The sequence below is a fragment of the Commensalibacter nepenthis genome (assembly GCF_029953305.1).
In the GTDB taxonomy this organism is placed as follows: Bacteria; Pseudomonadota; Alphaproteobacteria; order Acetobacterales; family Acetobacteraceae; genus Commensalibacter; species Commensalibacter nepenthis.
In genome coordinates this window covers 2,074,229-2,092,833 of sequence record NZ_JASBAN010000001.1, presented here as the reverse complement: position 1 = coordinate 2,092,833, position 18,605 = coordinate 2,074,229, and the positions used below count along the sequence as shown (strand labels likewise).

Annotated in this window: 15 protein-coding genes; 5 read left to right on the top strand and 10 right to left on the bottom strand. The window is 37.9% G+C overall.

The features are described from left to right. Positions 1-57: 57 nt before the first annotated feature. Together QJV33_RS09815 and QJV33_RS09810 are read left to right on the top strand one after the other, a co-directional pair. The gene (locus QJV33_RS09815; RefSeq protein ID WP_281463157.1) at positions 58-1,539 is read left to right on the top strand and encodes a PepSY domain-containing protein; all 1,482 of its coding nucleotides are present in this window, start codon (positions 58-60) and stop codon (positions 1,537-1,539) included. A gap of 119 nt (positions 1,540-1,658) precedes the next feature. Next, the gene (locus tag QJV33_RS09810; protein ID WP_281463156.1) at positions 1,659-1,847 is read left to right on the top strand and encodes a hypothetical protein; all 189 of its coding nucleotides are present in this window, start codon (positions 1,659-1,661) and stop codon (positions 1,845-1,847) included. 18 nt (positions 1,848-1,865) lie between these two features. Here QJV33_RS09810 and QJV33_RS09805 read toward each other — a convergent pair whose 3' ends face one another. Genes QJV33_RS09805 through QJV33_RS09795 form a run of 3 tightly spaced genes read right to left on the bottom strand, consistent with a single transcriptional unit; the run spans position 1,866 to position 6,413 of the window. Next, positions 1,866-3,377, bottom strand: a complete 1,512-nt coding sequence (locus QJV33_RS09805; protein ID WP_281463155.1) for a Ppx/GppA phosphatase family protein — start codon at positions 3,375-3,377, stop codon at positions 1,866-1,868. Positions 3,378-3,423: 46 nt separating this feature from the next. Continuing rightward, a complete protein-coding gene (locus QJV33_RS09800) occupies positions 3,424-5,601 on the bottom strand; it encodes an RNA degradosome polyphosphate kinase (RefSeq protein ID WP_281463154.1) in 2,178 nt (725 codons plus the stop codon). Positions 5,602-5,618: 17 nt separating this feature from the next. Next, positions 5,619-6,413 carry a P-loop NTPase family protein gene (locus tag QJV33_RS09795; protein WP_281463153.1) on the bottom strand — a complete coding sequence of 265 codons (795 nt, stop codon included), beginning with the start codon at positions 6,411-6,413 and terminating at the stop codon, positions 5,619-5,621. A 119-nt stretch (positions 6,414-6,532) separates the two neighbouring features. Between QJV33_RS09795 and purM the strand changes: the two genes are divergently transcribed. Beyond that, a complete protein-coding gene (purM, locus tag QJV33_RS09790) occupies positions 6,533-7,645 on the top strand; it encodes a phosphoribosylformylglycinamidine cyclo-ligase (protein ID WP_281463152.1) in 1,113 nt (370 codons plus the stop codon). Positions 7,646-7,663: 18 nt separating this feature from the next. Continuing rightward, positions 7,664-8,281, top strand: coding sequence for a phosphoribosylglycinamide formyltransferase (gene purN / locus QJV33_RS09785; RefSeq protein WP_281463151.1), 618 nt, complete (start codon positions 7,664-7,666; stop codon positions 8,279-8,281). Between the two features lie 777 nt (positions 8,282-9,058). Here purN and QJV33_RS09780 read toward each other — a convergent pair. After that, positions 9,059-11,221 (bottom strand): Hint domain-containing protein, encoded by a 2,163-nt coding sequence (locus QJV33_RS09780; RefSeq protein WP_281463150.1) that lies wholly within the window; start codon positions 11,219-11,221, stop codon positions 9,059-9,061. 215 nt (positions 11,222-11,436) lie between these two features. Further along, positions 11,437-11,859 (bottom strand): nucleoside-diphosphate kinase, encoded by a 423-nt coding sequence (gene ndk / locus QJV33_RS09775; RefSeq protein WP_281463149.1) that lies wholly within the window; start codon positions 11,857-11,859, stop codon positions 11,437-11,439. A 124-nt stretch (positions 11,860-11,983) separates the two neighbouring features. On the opposite strand from ndk, the gene QJV33_RS09770 reads away from it, so the two are divergent. Next, entirely contained in the window at positions 11,984-13,879 is a 1,896-nt protein-coding gene (locus tag QJV33_RS09770) for an ATP-binding cassette domain-containing protein (protein WP_281463148.1), read from the top strand. A gap of 45 nt (positions 13,880-13,924) precedes the next feature. On the opposite strand, the gene QJV33_RS09765 is transcribed toward QJV33_RS09770, so the two are convergent. The 5 genes from QJV33_RS09765 to QJV33_RS09745 form a co-directional block, all read right to left on the bottom strand. Beyond that, a complete protein-coding gene (locus QJV33_RS09765; RefSeq protein ID WP_281463147.1) occupies positions 13,925-14,431 on the bottom strand; it encodes a hypothetical protein in 507 nt (168 codons plus the stop codon). Between the two features lie 12 nt (positions 14,432-14,443). Further along, positions 14,444-15,571, bottom strand: a complete 1,128-nt coding sequence (locus tag QJV33_RS09760) for a DegT/DnrJ/EryC1/StrS family aminotransferase (protein WP_281463416.1) — start codon at positions 15,569-15,571, stop codon at positions 14,444-14,446. A 77-nt stretch (positions 15,572-15,648) separates the two neighbouring features. Then, entirely contained in the window at positions 15,649-16,032 is a 384-nt protein-coding gene (locus QJV33_RS09755; protein WP_456305226.1) for a VOC family protein, read from the bottom strand. Positions 16,033-16,165: 133 nt separating this feature from the next. Next, a complete protein-coding gene (locus tag QJV33_RS09750; RefSeq protein ID WP_281463146.1) occupies positions 16,166-16,555 on the bottom strand; it encodes a VOC family protein in 390 nt (129 codons plus the stop codon). Positions 16,556-16,587: 32 nt separating this feature from the next. Continuing rightward, positions 16,588-18,477, bottom strand: coding sequence for a polysaccharide biosynthesis protein (locus QJV33_RS09745; RefSeq protein WP_281463414.1), 1,890 nt, complete (start codon positions 18,475-18,477; stop codon positions 16,588-16,590). Positions 18,478-18,605 lie beyond the last annotated feature (128 nt).

Below are 18,605 nucleotides of genomic sequence, written 5' to 3'. Positions count from 1 at the left end.
ATTTTCTTTTCATATTGATACTAATAATCATTATTAATTAATAGCAAGATTATAACAATGAACAAAAATCTACTTTCTTTTTTCAGAATGTGCCATCAATGGTTTGGGCTTATTGGTGGATGGTTTTTGTTCGTCTTGTTTGTGTCAGGCACCATTTCGATTTATGACCAAGAAATTACACAATGGATGCAACCCGAACTAGGACTCTACGCCCCAGCATCATCCGTCTCTGGCAAAGCATTAGACCTCGCTTATGATCGTTGGGAGCAACATAAAAATATTCGTAAAAACCTGATTGCACTTCCTTCAACTCGAGATCCATTTATCAGGGTTCTACATGCACAAGATAATTTGTTGCAAGGAGATGTTATCCATCCACAACAAGGAAATCTTGTCCCTATTCGCGCAACTGGTGGGGGGTATTTTATTGACAGTTTCCATAACAATTTATTTATTGGTCGTTTTCTTGGTGGGGCTATTTTATTAATTGTTGGAGTAACTTTTATATTCGTTATTATATCTGGTGTAATTATTTATCTTCCCAAAATAGTTAAGAATGCTTTCCTCATTTATCCAAAACCCAAAACTGCGCGTTTTAAATCCGATTTCCACACAATCAGTGGTTTTTTCTTTTTACCTTTTTTACTTGTGATTGCTATCAGTGGTGTTTTATTTTTAGCACCTCGCTATTTACCCAATAACCAACCGCCACAGAATAGTTTTCCAGTAAAACAGCATAAAGAAATGTCTCAACAACAAACACGCCCTGATCTGTTACCTTTATTAAATAAAGCCCAGCTATATTTTAATGCTATGCCTAGCGTAATTTTTTTTAACAAAAAAGAGATCAAATTTATCGATGGCGATGAAAAACAAATTGCTCGGCTTAAAAATTACATTGCTTTTGATAAAAAAACACAACAAATCAGCTCAATCTCGACAAAGCCTACGGCGCTTACTTTACTCAATAAAACATTACTTGGCATTCACACTGTTCGCGCAAGCGGGCGCTTCTTTCGAATGATCTTTGCGATCATGGGAATAGGCAGCTCTGTTTTAATTGCTTATGGTTTGTTATTTTATTCAAATCGAAAAAGAAACATTTTATTATCAACGCATTCCATCTCACAACGATTATTTTATAAAATAACCGAAGGAATTAATATCGGTATCATCATGGGAACATTAATCGCAATGATTACTTTCCTATGGTCAAACCGTTTGTTACCAGCAGAATTACCAACAAGAATGAATTGGGAAATCAACAGCTTCTTTATTAGCTTTTTCTTGGTATTGGGTTTAAGTATTCTAGGCTCAATATTCGGAAAAATTAAACGGACTTGGTTAAATCTGACATGTATTTTTTCGGGGTTATGCCTTTTGTTACCTTTCTTGAATTATATACAAACAGCACCCTATTTTACCGCAGCTTTATCTCGTAGTAATTACTTATATCTGATTACGGATAGTATCATTTTCATCTGTGGTATGATCTTTTTACGAGTATTCTTTTATATTAAAAGCAAAGGAATAAATTAATGGTCTTTCTGGTGGCTCTAATTAATTTTATTAGCATATTTTGCCTTATCTGCGCACTGAACACGATCAGAAGCCGCTATAAACTCAACCCTAGCTCTAGCATGGAAACAATATATTATATGAGCTTTTTTTCGGCACTCAATATTTTAAGCTTAGGATTGTGCTTACGTTATTGGAATAATCCAGGATGGTTGATCTGGATTAATCTAACCTCTATTAATGCGCTGATAATGGCTTTGTGTTTGGGATTCTATCCGCAATTTTATACCAAATGGATCACATTAAGCCACTCTGCACGTAAAGCATGATATTATGTGACAAATAGATTATGAAATTTTGTTTTTTAACTCTTCTTCATCAGATAATAATTGTGTTTCCAGCCCCATTAATTGTCCTAAACGGCTCAGACGTCGGGTTACCGCATCGCTAATTACCGCATCCAAATGTTGAGAGAAATATAAAGACAGTTTCTTTTTCCCTACCTTTAAACGGGTTCTTAACAACAGGCTGGGCAAGTTCCCTGATAAAGTATAAGCAACACGAAAAGCCATTCCAAGGACAATGGCTTGTTCAAATTGTTTATGTGTCAAAATTTTCTTAGCTGAAGATAAGAAACCCTCATCAACTCCTGCCTCATATCGCATTGCGGTGGTTAATGCTAAAAAAGCACGTGTTGGGTGGTCAAAAGCCATTCCTGCCATACATAAAATCCGCAAATAAGATTGCTCTTTACGATAGGCAGGATGGTCGTGACATCCTGAATCTGAAATCAAACAGGCATTCCAGCGTAATCGTTTCATCTCTACGGTTTCGTTTTTGAAAAGATCACTTGTCCACTGCATAAGTGCCAAAGGAAATTCTTTTACTCTTCCCAAACGTTCGCTGATATCCAACGCTGCTGCTTCCTGAGGATCTTGATTGCAAGCTGCTTCCGAGACAACATTGCGCATATACCACCCTTCACGCACACCTTCAGCGCAAAAAATGATTTTTTCTGGGCGCATTCTGGCTAATAATTGTCCAAGCACAGTTGCAGCATAAGGCAAATCATTAAGGCGTTTATGAATAAATATAGGAATATCATTTATGCCACCTTTTGATTTTTCAATCGTCCACTCCACCATGCGTTTGGCTTCATCATAAGGCAAGGTATAATAATGAACAATCGACAAAGGATAAGACGTATATTCCATATATAGTTGTGCCATCGCCCGAAAGGCACCACCGACTAGATATAGATTTTTCTTTTTAACCTCTTCAATCCATTCAACTGTTTTTAAATCTTTGGTAACGATAGATTTAGCTTTTGAAATCTTTTTTTCAGAACGATCCATCAGGCGAATTACACCCAACGGCAGTGTCTGTGCATTAAAACGTTGCTGTCCACAAAGTTGTACCAACTCCATTGACCCACCGCCAATATCTGCAACAACACCATCAGCATTCGATATACTGCATAACACACCTGCAGCAGCATAATCGGCCTCTTGTTCACCTGTCAGAATATGAATGGGAACATTAGGCATCCATGATTGTAATTTATTGATAAATTCTTGACCATCAGTCGCATCCCTGACGGCTGCGGTGGCTAAGACCATAAATGGATCTGCACCCATTGTTGTTGCAACGGCATAAAAACGTTTAAACACGCCTTCTGCCAAAGCAACCCCTTTGGGGTTTAATCTTTTGGTTGTATCTAAACCACTTCCCAATCGTAACGTTGCTTTTTCGTTAAAGATTATCACTGGGTTGCGTTCCCTTCCCTCAAAAACGACCAAGCGAACAGAATTGGAACCTAAATCAACAATGGCTGAACGTATCAAGGAATGAGAACTCATATATATATAATCCTTATATTATTAAGATTTTTGTTTAAATTAAGCATTAAAGTTTTTTAACAGTCAAAGATGGATTATCCATAAAATATTCATGTGCAGAAAATGGCTTGTCCGTTGCTTCTACTCTGCACCATTTTTTATCCTGGTTTAGCTGCCATGATTGTAAATTATCTTTTAAATTAGCAACCATCAGCTGATTAAGTACTTTATCATGAATTTCTTCGGGAATAATTGGAATCATTTCTTCAATACGACGATCCATATTACGTTCCATCCAATCTGCCGAAGCCATATAGACTTTGGCATGTTTAGATGGCAATTCGTGACCATTCCCAAAAACGAACACTCTGGCATGTTCCAAGAAACGACCAACAATTGATTTAACCGTTATATTTTCAGATAATCCAGCCACTTGAGGTCTTAGGCAACAAATACCACGAACGATAATATTAATCTTAACCCCTGCGCAAGAGGCTTCATAAAGGCGATCAATCAGCCTTGGATCAACTAAAGAGTTAATTTTCAGCCATATAGATCCTGGTTTACCTGCTTTGACAAATTCAATTTCTTGATCAATCAGCTCATTTAACGTTTTACGAATAGTTAATGGAGAAAATGCGATCGCCTCCATCTGAGACGGACGTGCATATCCAGTCACATAATTGAACAATTTCACCGCATCCCGAGTTAGTTTGGGATTACAAGTAAAATAAGATAAATCAGTATATATTTTTGCTGTAATTGGATGGTAATTTCCCGTACCAAAATGCGCATAAGTACGCGTTACATTCCCTTCTCTACGTACGACAAGGCTTAATTTAGCATGTGTTTTCCAATCGGCAAAACCAAAAACCACTTGCACGCCAGCCGCTTCTAAATCACGGGATAAACGAATATTAGCCTCTTCATCAAAACGCGCACGCAACTCAACAATTGCGGTTACTGACTTTCCACTTTCAGCAGCTTCGATCAAAGCCCTTACTATTGGGCTGTTACTGGATGTTCGATAAAGGGTTTGTTTAATTGCCAAAACTTGAGGATCTTGCGCTGCTTGACGTAAAAATTGAACAACAACATCGAAACTCTCAAAAGGATGATATACCAATAAATCTTTGGAACGTAATGCTGTAAAACAATCCCCGCCAGCCTCTCGAATACGTGCGGGAACCAAAGATTTATAATAGGGGAATAATAAATCAGGACGATTTTCAACAATTAACTGTTTGACATCCACCATTCCCAACAAACCTTGATGAATGGTAATTTCTTCTGGTGGGACTTCCAAAGCATGGGCGACCATATCTGCTAATTTAGTGGGTAATTGATTATCAATATCCAGATGAATCACAACCCCTCTACGCCTACGTTTCAAAGCCGTTTCATAAGAACGAACCAAATCTTCGGCTTCTTCCTCGAATTCTACATCTGTATCGCGAATAACACGTAACAGACCATAATTACTGATTTTATAGCCAGGAAAGATGATGGAGATAAATAACGTAATAATATCTTCTAGCAGAACAAAACGCTGTGTTGTTGAATGTTTAGGTGCAATCGGTAACGCCACAAATCTGAGAAGTTGTGAGGGCAACAAAATCAATACATATTTACGATTACGATCATTGCGCTGCCCAACCAACCTTAACGCAATCGCCATATTAAGATTGGGAATAAAAGGCACAGGATGCGCTTGATCCAAGGCGATTGGGGTTAATATTGGAAAAATACGTTCAAGAAAATATGTTTTTAACCATGCTAAATCATCATGAGTTAAATCTTGAACCGGACAAACAACAATCCCAGTTTCTGCCAATAACCGTTTTAGGGCGAGATAAGTTTGTTGCTGATTTGCAAATAATCCTTTGACACGCTCTCTGATGGCTGCAAGCTGTTGCGAGGGCGTTAATCCATCTGGCGAAGAAGTAATTAATTTTTCACGAACTTGTCCAGCCAACCCTGCAACACGAACGGAATAAAATTCATCCAGATTACTGGCACTAATTGATAGATATCTCAACCTTTCCAACAAAGGATTTCTGACATTTTGTGCCTCTTCAACGACCCTTTGATTAAAATCCAACCAAGATAATTCACGATTAATAAATCGTTCAGGACTTTTTTTTATCGGAACAATAATAGTCTCTGGTTTTTTAGGTGCAACAGGAACTCTGCGAGTACGTGTCGTTGCGGGCTTGCTTACAGTATTTTTTGGTTTAGGCATCATCGAATTACAACTTTAAGTTAAAAATCAGAAAAGAATAATGGCTCCTCGGTCTCCTCTAATGATTCTATAAAATCACAAGAAAGTAAATCTTCTAAAACATAGATTGCTAAATTTCTTGTTACGCCACCACCATCTGCAAGGGTTGCCTTATCCAAACGATATACAGCTTCACGAATCGCACTTGCTGTGCGAGGTAAACGAACCAACAACCAATCAATCATCGAAGAAGATACAATTAATTGTCGTTCTGCCAATAAACGCAACAATAAAATACGCAACAAGGCATCTTCTGGCTGTTCAATTTGAACCGTTGTGATGGCTCGTAATCGACTGGCCAGATCAGGCAGTTGAATATCCCATCGTGACGGCGGCAAGCGCCCACTTAACACGACAGCCAGACCCAGTTCTTTAGTCAAATTCAGCAAATGTAATAATGCATGAGGATTCGTGATAAGGTCAGCATCATCAATGACAAGCGCTTTGATCCACTCCTCTTTAACTTTCTCCAACCAATAAACAGACGAATTTTGACATAAAATGGATCCTGGCAGAAATAAAGCCTCTTCTTTATCCGCCCAGATTTGAAGCAAATGGGTTTTTCCCGTACCAGAATCGCCCCACAATACTAAACGTCGATCAGGCCAGCTTGGTATCGAACGCTTATTATGATGAATTCCCAACCAAGCCCTTGCCCCAGCATTAGAAGATGCCCTGATAAATTCGGAATGAATAAACCGAGGATTGTAGGGAAAAGGTAATGCTAACTGCCTTGGGGCATTCATCAAATATTGTGGTTGACTTTTTTTCTGCATTCTTAACTTTGCCAAAAATCATATCTGCCGTAAATATAGGTTTAATATGAAGTAAAATTCATTCATAATCAAATTCAACATCAACCTATCAAGCATTAAAGATAAAAGGCTGCCTTATAATGACTTCAGATTCTTCAGAAATCAAACATCCCTCTACCGGAAACGGTGCAACTTATGCCCAATCTGGCGTTGATATTGCTGCTGGGGATGCTTTAATCGAAGCAATCAAACCAGCAGTTTCAAAAACAAAACAAGCTGGTGTTATGGGAAATCTAGGAGGGTTCGGTGCTTTATTTGATGTCAAAGCAGCTGGCTTCAAAGATCCCATCCTCGTTTCTGGAACAGATGGCGTGGGTACAAAACTCCTTCTCGCCATTGAAACGGGATTATGTGACAATCTTGGTTTTGACCTTGTCGGTATGTGCGTTAATGATTTAATCGTTCAAGGTGCCAAACCTTTATTTTTCTTAGACTATTTTGCAACTGGCAAATTAGAGCTGGAACAAGCACAACGCGTTATTACGGGCATCAGTCAAGCTTGTGAAGCATGTGGTTGTGCATTAATTGGCGGTGAAACTGCTGAAATGCCTGGCATGTATCAACGGGGGCACTATGACTTAGCTGGTTTTGCGGTTGGTGCTGTTGAAAGAAATGCATTATTACCTCAAAATATTGCTCCTGGTGCTAAAATCATTGGGTTAACGTCTAATGGTCCTCATTCAAATGGGTTCTCTTTAGTGCGTGCAATTGTGAAATCTCAAAATCTAGCGTGGGAAGATGTTGCACCTTTTGACACAGAACAACTTTTGGGTGAAGCCTTGTTGGCTCCGACCAAACTTTATGTCGAACCTATTATCGCCCTTCACAACGCAGGGCTATTGCATGGCGCGGCACATATCACAGGCGGTGGAATCATAGGGAACCTTCCTCGTGTCATGCCAAAAGGCAGCGTTGCAATTATCGACGGGGACAGCTGGCCAATGCCACCAGTATTTTCTTGGTTAGCACAAGCAGGCAATGTCACCACCGAAGAAATGTTAAAAGTATTTAATTGTGGTATAGGAATGATTTTAATTGTTTCAGATGTTGCTGCGGTGAATGAATTATTAAGCAATACAGATACCGAGGCCTATGTTATTGGTCATATCGCCGCCAGCGAAAACCCTGAGAGTGAACCTACGGTAGCATTTAGTGACCTTCCTGATTTTACTTTTAATTCAAACGCAGATTAATACAAATAGGAAAACCATATGTCCTTTAAAGAGCGTATCGCCATTCTTATCAGTAGTCGTGGCAGCAATATGGATGCGCTTATTGCCGCATGCGCAAAACCTTCTTTTCCTGCCTCTGTTGAACTTGTTATCAGTAATAATCATGATGCTGCTGGTTTGGATAAGGCTCGGAATGCTGGCATCCGAACCCTAGTGATCGATCACCACCAATTCGGCAAAGATCGTCAAGCGCATGAACGCCAGATTGATGCTGCCTTACAAGCCCATAATATCTCAACGATTTGCTTGGCGGGATATATGCGGATTTTAACACCGTTCCTAATTAATAATTGGGAGGGCAAAATTCTGAATATTCATCCCAGCATTTTACCGTTATTTCCTGGTCTAGATACCCATGCCAAAGCCATCAAAGCAGGCATGAAAGTCCATGGATGTACCGTTCATATTGTAACTGAAGACATGGATCAAGGTCCCATTTTGGGACAAGCTGTTGTTCCAATTTTACCTAATGATACAGAACACAGTCTTGCAAAACGTCTATTAAAGCAAGAACATCTTCTTTATCCTCAAGTTCTGAAAAACTTTTTACGAAAAGAAGAACCTGATGTGAATATTGATGCATTAATTAATGGTTAGTAAAATAAGCCCAAGAAATTAGTTTTCTTGGGCTTTTTCTATAAATATTACTGAATGTAATAATGTTATGAAAAAGATCATTATTTGAACACCTCGCATTTATTATTAACACCAGTCTAGCTTCATTCACAGTAATGGCTGTTGCTGAAAATATCAAAATCACACAACATGATATAAGACCATCTAAAAAAAATAGAACAACAAGCAAGCCTAAGATGTGCACAGGCACCGCTAGAATTAGGCAACATATACATGGATGGTTTAATGAAACCTAAAAAAACTATCTAAAAGCCAAAGCACTATTTCAACAAGCTGCTAATCAAAACAATCCAACCACACACATTTAGCTTAGTTCAACGTATAGAGTAAGATGTGGAGAAACGACAAATAATTATAATGAAACAAAAAATTATAAGAAAGCACGCTATTATTTTCAAAAAGCCTCTGCACAAGATTATGGTATAAACAATTTCTTTATTTGAATCTTATATTATTGAAGGTCGAGAAATAGATAAAGATTTTATCTCTGACCAAAACAATTATTCAATACATTATTACCTTGTAACTTTATATAAAACAGAAACAAGTGTGCCAAAAGATTTACAAAAAGCTAAATATAGGTATAAAAAAGATAGTAAACCCATTCAATAATGTCCAACAATTTAAAATGGGTTTAATACTGAGATACTAATCACAATAATCTTAAAAAATTTATATTAAGATACTCCTAAAACAACAATCTCGTTTAGGAGTATAAACATTACAAATATAACATAATTAAGCTATTTTTTTAATATCCAACATATCATTTTGGTCTGAGATAACATAAGCATTAGAAGAAATAACCTGTATAATCAAAGCTCTTTTTTGATTGTTGCGAAGTGAAATATCCAACTCTGCATTGCCATGTGTCCAACGGCAAGAAGTTGGCTCTATCACACCCCATCCAGCAAGATTTTGTTCAGTTAAATGACTTGTAATTTCATAAGGTTGAATTTTGTTTTCTTTATCAAAAGATAAAAGGGTGATATTCCCAACCAATAATCCCAATTGACGACGATCATCGACAAAAGGTCCAATCGTATCACAAGGACGACTGGTTCTTGATTTCAAATAAACCTTGCAAATATTTTCTGTTAACACAAAGATATATTTATCTTTTCCATCAAATTGTGGATAAATACTCTCCCCACAATCGGTAACAAGGTGAAAGTCAGAATCTGTTGTTAATGATAATCCTTTTTCCTTTACAAACCCCATATCAAAAGCACGTTGTGCAATTTGATGATAAAGAGGTTCTACATAAGCACGATCAACCATCAGAGGTGCCGCAGAGTCATGCTCCCAGTCTTTCACTTTTGAATTTACGTCTAATATAGCAAACTGACCATGTTGCCTGAATCCTTTATGATTTACTGTATCCAAATAACTTTCGGTTAGCATACCATCTGCCCAAATTACGGAATGTCTCTTGGTTTCGATATGATAATACGTATATTGTGTTATTGAGTAATCATAGCAAATACTGGTTCCATTGACCAACATACGCACTGGAATAAACTTGCCATCAAAAAATAAACAATGTTCTGCCGTAATCAATAAATCTTTGTAAGGAACCCCATCAGCAATGGCATCTTTATGAATACGCACAGGATACCCAGCTTTATCATCAGAAAGATGAGGTTGAACAACCACAATGTTGCTTCCTATCCAACAAATAGAGCGTATTGCTTTTTTATTTTTTTTCCAATCAAAGGTGCAAATTTTATCACCAATTGACAGCGCCTCAACGGCAATTTCTCCTCCAGGAATTTTAATCATTGAACCAGCAAGGAAACACGGCGGCTCGCCAGAATGATCACCCGCAGTGCCAATAAAAGAACCATCACTTGCCTGGCTAATACTAAAACCCATTTGTTTGATACCAACAATATGGAGAGTCATATAACCGTTAGAAGCAAAATGAATAGTAACATAATCATCACTAGCCTTTCCATTACCATCAGTATAATCCATACTAGCAATTGGATAATTTTCCAGACCTTCGAATACAATACGATCGCTATCTACTCCATTTCCTCCTTGGAATCCCTCGATGGGTAGGTCGTATACTTTGTTTAATCCGTCATACGTTACGATAATTGTATGACTACCTTTACCAACCAAATTAAGTGTAGCATCACTTGATGTCTGGAAACCAAGATCAACTGTTGCCCCCTCATTTAAAGTAATAACACCCTCTAAGATAGCACCCCCAGTAACTAAGGTGCCACCACTATTTACCGTAATATTTGTAAAGGTTACCTTTTCATTATTCCCGCCCCAGCTAGCACTACCCGGTTCAAGCCTACCACCACTATTAATAGTTGTATTTGTAACCATAGCTCCAGCTGAAACATATTGTATTCCACCACTATTAATCGTCGTATTATAAGCATATCCTCCATCGTAAACATATTGTATTCCGCCATCAATTATCGTATCGCTAGCAGATCCTGCAAGGCCAATATATTGTTCACCACCACTATTAATGGTAACAGAATCAACACTAGCAGTCTTTTTTCCCACTCCACTAACAGTTTGTTTACCACCATTATTAATAATTACATTAGTAGCGTTACCATAAACATTAACATCTTGTTTTCCTCCACTATTAATAACGACATTCTCTGCGATTGTACCTGCAATATATTGAGACCCACCATTATTAATCGTTACATCAGACGTATACCCACCTGCACCAGTAACACTTTGTGTACCACCATTAATTAAAATATGAACAGCACTGCCTGCGTTAACGTTTAGCGTCCCTCCACTATTAATCTGAACATTACTAACCGTCTTATTATACATAACATCGTATGTACTACCATTATTAATAATAATTTGACCATCTTCTGCATATTGAATGATGGATTGTGTTGAGTGTTGTTCATCCATTAGATTTATAACCCTTTGTTGATTTATTATTACGAATAATTATACATTATTTTATAAAGTTAATTAAACAAAAAAATAATATAAACGATATAAATCCTACTAAAAAACAACTTATAATTTTTTCTCTATTCGATCAAAAGTTTTATTTTCAATACAAAAAGAGCTGCAAGTTTCCTTACAGCTCTTTAAAATATCAAAATTATTTAACGAAATAATTAAGCGTTAATTTCGATTTCAGCAAAAAAGAATTTAATTTCATTTACTGCATTTTCAGCAGAATCAGAACCATGAACAGAGTTTGCTTCAATTGATTCAGCAAATTGAGCACGTACGGTGTGTGGTGCTGCATCTTTTGGGTTGGTTGCGCCCATGATATCACGGTTTTTTTGAACTGCGTCTTCGCCTTCCAAAACTTGCACAACAACTGGACCACTAATCATGAAAGAGACGAGCTCACCAAAGAATGGACGTTCTTTATGAACCGCATAAAATGCTTCTGCTTGAGCTTGAGTTAATTGTAAGCGTTTTTGAGCAACGATTTTAAGACCTGTACCTTCGATAACCGCATTAATTTTGCCTGTTAAGTTACGACGGGTTGCATCTGGTTTTAAAATTGATAATGTTCTTTGAATAGCCATGATATATTTTCCTTGTTTCGATATAAAGCAAATCATTCTTTGTAAATGAAGAGCGTTATTGGTAAATAAAAGAAATTTTATTATTTTGTCGATCATTTTTTTACTATTTTACACGGGCAACGCTGTGAGCACTCTGGTTATCAATAATTTAACGCTTCGAATTTTCGGTCGTCCTCTTTTGGAAAATGCCTCTTTAACCATTGAAAATGGTCAAAAAGTGGGCTTAGTAGGTCGCAATGGCACAGGAAAATCAACTTTACTGGCAGCCATCGCAGGGGACATGCCAATTGACGATGGTGAAATCTTAATCCCCAGCCGAATCAGAATGGCACGCGTCAAACAAGAAGCCCCCTCAGGTCCATCATCATTGATTGATACCGTGTTAGCCGCAGATCAAGAACGTGCGAGTCTCTTGCATGAAGCAGAAACCATCCAAGATGGCTATCGACTAGCAGAAATTCACGAACGTCTAATTGCCATTAATGCCGACAGTGCCCCTGCCCGTGCCGCTGTTATTTTAGCAGGATTAGGATTTAATGAAGAAAACCAACAACGTCCTGTTTCTGACTTTTCTGGTGGATGGCGGATGCGTGTGGCTTTGGCCAGCACATTATTTTTAAATCCTGACCTATTATTATTGGATGAACCGACCAACCATTTAGATTTAGAAGCTACCTTGTGGTTAGAATCTTGGTTAGAAAATTTTTCAGGCAGTGCATTAATCGTCAGTCATGACCGTAATTTGCTCGATCAATCTGTTAATGCCATTGCCCATCTTCATCAAAGAAAACTTTCTTTGACTGTTGGTGGATATGAAGAATTCATCCGTATTAAAAATGAAAAAGCTTTACAGCAAAATAGAGAGGTCGAAAAAACTGCAGCTAAACGCGCGCATATGCAATCTTTTGTTGATCGTTTCAGAGCCAAAGCAACCAAAGCACGCCAAGCACAAGCACGATTAAAAGCACTTGAAAAGCTTCCTCCTTTACAAGCAATTGTTGAAGAAACTCCTATTCATTTTGAATTCCCACAACCCATAGAACTGCCCCCACCATTAATTACATTGCAACAAGTCAAAGCAGGATATGGAGACAGAACAATTCTATCCAATATTTCTTTGCGTATCGATCCTGATGATCGTATCGCTTTGCTCGGTGCAAATGGAAATGGTAAATCAACCTTTATCAAACTGATTGCAGGAAGGTTGAAACCTTTTGAAGGAACTATTCAAAATAATTCCAAATTATCTGTAGGTTACTTTGCACAACATCAACTTGAAGATCTTGTGCCAGAACATACGCCATTAGAGCATATACAAACGGCATTACCCAAAGCCACTCAAACAGAGCTACGGGGACAGTTGGCACGATTTGGATTGGATGCCGATCGTGTTGATACAAAGGTCAAATCCTTGTCTGGTGGTGAAAAAGCAAGATTAGTATTGGCATTAGCCACACGCCATAATCCCAATATTTTATTATTAGATGAACCGACCAACCATTTGGATTTAGATGCCAAAGAATCCCTCGTTCATGCCCTGTCTGCTTTTAATGGCGCGGTAATTTTAATCTCTCATGATGCACGATTGATTGAATTGGTTGCTGATCGTTTATGGTTAGTCAATAATGGAACCGTTGCTCCATTTGATGGGGATATCCAAGAATATCGCCAATGGCTAGATACTCAACGTAAAGAAGCCAATCAACAATCTAAAACAGATAATAATTCAGGATCAGGCTCTCAAAAAGAAGCCCGCAAAGACAGAGCTGAAAAGCGTAAATTACTTCAACCTTTACGCAGCAAAATCAAAGATGCTGAAAAGATCATGAGCAAATGTGCGACTGAAATTCTCAAACTAGAAGAAAAACTTTCTGATGTTAATTTTTATAGCTCTGCCACCGCCGAAGAAATGAAAGCTATTCAAATAAAGCTCTCTGATTTTCAAAAGAAACAAGCTGATGCTGAAGAGTTATGGCTTGAACTCCACAGTGAATTAGAAGAAGCTGAATCAGATAATTAAAACAACAATAAAAAAGGGCTTTTACAGCCCTTTTTTTAATCCATATTATGGAAATAAAGTCCTTTGGTAATCATATTGATCGACTAACTTTCTTAAAGGGGCAAAATCTTTATCCTCACAAGTCTTTAAGAACACTTTGCTGCCATCTGGATTTGATACTTCATAAAAGACTTTACTATTCCAATCCGCTTGGCTGATCCCCAACCATAATACCAATGTGAAAGGACGAGGTTGTTGATCTTTTGGTTTATCAGCGTAATCTTTTAAATCAATATTCTGATTAAAGTGAATTTCTACATCCCCCGTAGAAGGTGGATTACGATGCAAAGGCCCCCACCCTTTTTCGTTCTTTTTAATCCAATCTTGAACGATTTTCAGCTCATCTGGTGTCAAAACACGTTTTTTATGTAACGGTCCAACAATCAGCTCCGCATTAACGACGGGTGAAAATGTAACGGGCGTTAGTTCTTTACGCACCATCAGCCATATAGCGAATACGACCACAACACAAAAAATTAAACCTGAGGTTAAAATAATATTCTGTTTACGCATTGCACAAAGCCTTTATCCTTTGATGGCATGAATGATTTGTAAAACCTCTTCATCGGTTAATTCTGGATGAATAGGTAATGCCAATATTTGTTTAGATATTCTTTCTGAAACAGGTAATACACTGCCATCATGGGAATTACAATAAGCAGGTTGTTGATGCAGAGGCAAAGGGTAATAAATGGCTGTGGCAATATTGTGTTCTTTTAATTTATTTTGTAACTCTGTTCTAGCATGTTCATCTGGCAATAAAATTGAATAAATTGCCCATGCGCTTTGACTGTGAGGCACTCTGACTGGCACTTGAACAACAGAGGCCAAATGTTGGTCATATAAACAAGCAATTTCTTCTCGTCTGGTAAGTTCTGCATCAAAGAAATCGAGTTTAGCCAATAACACAGCCGCTTGGATGGTATCTAAACGACCATTCATTCCCGTCCTTAATACTTGATAACGTGTTTTACCCTCTCCGTGACTTCTCAACGAACGATAAATTTCGGCTTTTTCTGGATCATTGGTAAAAATTGCGCCACCATCTCCATACCCACCAAAAGGTTTGGATGGAAAGAAAGACGTAACGGTTGCATCTGCCTCAGTACCAAGTTTATGACCTTGATACATCCCTCCGAAAGACTGTGCGCAATCATCTAACAAAAATAATTGTTCTTGTTGGGCGATTTGTCGCAAAATATCCCAAGGCGCAGGCTGTCCGAATAAATCCACACCAATAATAGCTCTTGGAGTTAATTTACCTTCGTCACGAATTTTTTTAATACATAACCTTAGATGAGTTGGATCAATTTGAAAAGTCTCTGGGTCAATATCAACAAATACTGGCGTTGCCCCCAAGACCAAAGGAACCTCGGCCGTGGCCGTATAAGTAAAAGCAGGAAGGAAAACAGCATCGCCCGCACCAATATTTTCCGCCATCAAAGCAATTTGTATCGCATCCGTTCCCGAGGAAACTCCAATACAAAATTTAGCCCCAACATAAAGTGCTAGTCGTTCTTCTAATTCCTGAACTTCTGGTCCTAAAATAAACTGACAATGAGATAATACTTGAGCCACACGATTTTTAACCGCATTTCCCAAACGTAGTTGTTGTTTTTTTAAATCAAGAAACGAGATCGTATTACTCACCATCATTCTCTTTTTTCTAAAATAAATTGATCTTTATAACATTTCTTACAACCTTCTTTAAAAAAGAAGATTGTTTAACATTAACGGATTGAATAAAACCCACAAAGTTTATTACCATCAGGATCACGCAGATACGCCAGATACATTTTTTTACCCCCAGCCTCTCTGATACCTGGAGGATCTTCTACAGATTTCCCACCATGATTGATCCCTGCTTGATGCCACTCATTGACTTGCTCTTCAGAGTCAAGGCTAAAGCCAATGGTCATGCCGTTTCCAGGAATTGCAGTCTGACCATCAATTGGTTTAGTAATCCCAAAAAGTTGGTTGTCTTTAATATACATTAAACGACCTGTAGTATCCCCGATAGCTTCTACACCCACAACTTTAAAAAGCGCATCGTAGAATTTTTTTGATTTTTCTATATCATTACTGCCAACAAATACATGACTAAAAAGCATCATTTTCTCCTTTTGATTATATTGGAATAAATCTTTAATCTAAAGGCTATCATAATAATTTAGGTTTCACAAAGCGTGTATATAAATAAAATTTAGACAAAATATATTTTAGTATTATAAACACTTTATTTATAAATTAGTTTGATTCATCCATAGCATAAAATCTACATAATTTATTCCCATCAAGATCACGAAGATAAGCCAAATATAACTTTCTGCTTCCAACATGCCTTATTCCTGGAGGATTTTCAATTGATTGCCCTCCATTCTCAATCCCTGCATGATGCCATTGATTGACTTGTTCAACAGAATGAAGATCAAAACCAATCGTACCGCCATTACCGATCGTTGCTGGATGACCGTCTGCTGGCTTGGTAATTAAGAAAAATTGATTATCTTTAACATATTTAAAACGCCCTTTCGGATCAATAACGCCCTCAGCACCTATAATTTTAAAAAGAACATCATTGAATTTTTTTGATTTTTCTAAATCATCACTACCCACAACCACATGGCTGAATAACATCAATTTTTCCTTTATAAAATTATATTAATTTTTTAACTCACATTTAATTTATGCTGGAATTCTGGCACAAGCTGTTGCACAATAGAAATTGCTTTATCAACATCTTCACGATGGCATGCCTCGGCAATTTGATCAATAAGATCATTAACTTGTTGTAAATTCACAGTTCTGGGGGTTGCCATCATCAATCCCGCATGATCTGTCGGCATAGGTGCTTCACGCCCATGAAAAAGTTCTTCAAACAATTTTTCACCCGGTCTTAACCCTGTAAATTCAATTTGAATATCTTCATCTGGCTTTAATCCAGCAAGACGAATTAACTGGCGTGCCAAATCAAGAATTTTAACAGGCTCGCCCATATCTAACACAAAAATACCACCATTGCGCAGCATTTCATCTGTCGCAATATCACCATCTTTTTGTACCGTTGCTCTGACACTCGCTTGTAACACCAACCCAACAGCTTCGGGGACGGTCATGAAATAACGTTTCATTTCTGGGTCGGTAACCGTCAACGGTCCACCACTGCGCAATTGTCGCCTAAATAATGGTACAACAGATCCCGTTGATCCCAGAACATTCCCAAAACGCACGGTAACACATCGCATCATATGACCAGCAGGAACATTCAACAGACTTTGTATTTGTTCAGGTTCGTGATGTATCGCCATATCTAATGCTTGACAATACATCTCTGCGATACGTTTAGACGTTCCCATCAAACTGGATGGATTAACCGCCTTGTCCGTAGAGATCATAATCAATGCTTTAACACCAGCTTCTGCTGCTGCATTTGCAATAACACGAGTACCAATAATATTGGTTAAAAACCCTTCGATTGGATTATTTTCAATCATCGGAACATGTTTTAGAGCTGCTGCATGAAACACCAGTTCTGGCTTGTAATGTTGAAATACAGCTTGGATTCTTGCTTGATCACGAATATTGGCCAAGACAAGTTTACGTTCTCCTTGTAACTTCCACTCTGCAAGCTCTACATTGATTTTCCATAATGCATATTCGCTATGATCCAATAAAATCAATAACTTTGGAGATAAACGAGAAATCTGTCGCACCAATTCCGAACCAATACTTCCTCCTGCTCCTGTCACAACGATCACTCGATCACGAATCATAACCCCCATCCCCTCTTGATCCAAAGGGACTTGCGGTCTATTAAGTAATTCCTCTAACGCGATGGGTTGTAATTCAACATTACTGGCTGGTGATAAATTCGTAAGGCTCGGTGTTCGTTGCACTTGAATTTTCCAAGTCTCGGCAATTGATAACAGCTTTCGTAACTGAGGTCCTCTTAACTCTCCGCCCGTAATCACTAAGATAGAAGGAAGTTTCTTTTGTTGATTTAAGTTGGATAAGACTTCTGGCAATTCTTCAAAATTACCCAAGATCGGTGCATTGTGAATCCGATGCCCTTTACGACTTTGACGAAAAGAAATCAAACCAACAACATACAAGGAATTCTGAACGTCCCTTTTGGTGGCTCGGATAAAAAGATCAATATCTTCGTCACTGCCCAATAACAATATTTTTTGTTTTTTCTGACGATTTAATTTAATATTCTCAGACGTAAGTAATCGATATCCAACACGTCCGCCCCCCATTAACACCAATAAAACAAGCGCATAAATGATAGGGAACGTGATCGAAGGTGTTGAAAACCCTGTTACAAGCAAAAGGCATGTAAATAAAACAGAACTTGCAACCGAAGCCGCCGCAATATTTAATAAATCCGCAATTCCAGAAAAACGCCAATATTGTTGTGGAATATGAAAAGGCAAGCCGCTGACCAATAATGTCAAGACACCGCTGGCTAAGAACCATAATGGATGTAATAAGCCCCCTTGGGGATCAGACAACCAACGTGCCAAAGGCGCCGCAATTGCAGCCAATATTGCATCCATAACAATATTAATTACAATACGATTATATCTCTTTGTTTGCTTTGTTGTTGCTGATAAATTAGACTGTTGCAATGTCCTTATTCCACCCTTATAGCCTATAATATAATATCAACTTTTATCATTTCTTT

What these genes read in the sequence shown, in the direction of transcription:
- QJV33_RS09815 (WP_281463157.1), top strand. Translation starts at nt 58, where the DNA reads ATGAACAAAAATCTACTTTCTTTTTTCAGAATGTGCCATCAATGGTTT.
- QJV33_RS09810 (WP_281463156.1), top strand. Translation starts at nt 1,659, where the DNA reads ATGAGCTTTTTTTCGGCACTCAATATTTTAAGCTTAGGATTGTGCTTA.
- QJV33_RS09805 (WP_281463155.1), bottom strand. Translation starts at nt 3,377, where the DNA reads ATGAGTTCTCATTCCTTGATACGTTCAGCCATTGTTGATTTAGGTTCC.
- QJV33_RS09800 (WP_281463154.1), bottom strand. Translation starts at nt 5,601, where the DNA reads ATGATGCCTAAACCAAAAAATACTGTAAGCAAGCCCGCAACGACACGT.
- QJV33_RS09795 (WP_281463153.1), bottom strand. Translation starts at nt 6,413, where the DNA reads ATGCAGAAAAAAAGTCAACCACAATATTTGATGAATGCCCCAAGGCAG.
- purM (WP_281463152.1), top strand. Translation starts at nt 6,533, where the DNA reads ATGACTTCAGATTCTTCAGAAATCAAACATCCCTCTACCGGAAACGGT.
- purN (WP_281463151.1), top strand. Translation starts at nt 7,664, where the DNA reads ATGTCCTTTAAAGAGCGTATCGCCATTCTTATCAGTAGTCGTGGCAGC.
- QJV33_RS09780 (WP_281463150.1), bottom strand. Translation starts at nt 11,221, where the DNA reads ATGGATGAACAACACTCAACACAATCCATCATTCAATATGCAGAAGAT.
- ndk (WP_281463149.1), bottom strand. Translation starts at nt 11,859, where the DNA reads ATGGCTATTCAAAGAACATTATCAATTTTAAAACCAGATGCAACCCGT.
- QJV33_RS09765 (WP_281463147.1), bottom strand. Translation starts at nt 14,431, where the DNA reads ATGCGTAAACAGAATATTATTTTAACCTCAGGTTTAATTTTTTGTGTT.
- QJV33_RS09760 (WP_281463416.1), bottom strand. Translation starts at nt 15,571, where the DNA reads ATGGTGAGTAATACGATCTCGTTTCTTGATTTAAAAAAACAACAACTA.
- QJV33_RS09755 (WP_456305226.1), bottom strand. Translation starts at nt 16,032, where the DNA reads ATGATGCTTTTTAGTCATGTATTTGTTGGCAGTAATGATATAGAAAAA.
- QJV33_RS09750 (WP_281463146.1), bottom strand. Translation starts at nt 16,555, where the DNA reads ATGTTATTCAGCCATGTGGTTGTGGGTAGTGATGATTTAGAAAAATCA.
- QJV33_RS09745 (WP_281463414.1), bottom strand. Translation starts at nt 18,477, where the DNA reads ATGGATGCAATATTGGCTGCAATTGCGGCGCCTTTGGCACGTTGGTTG.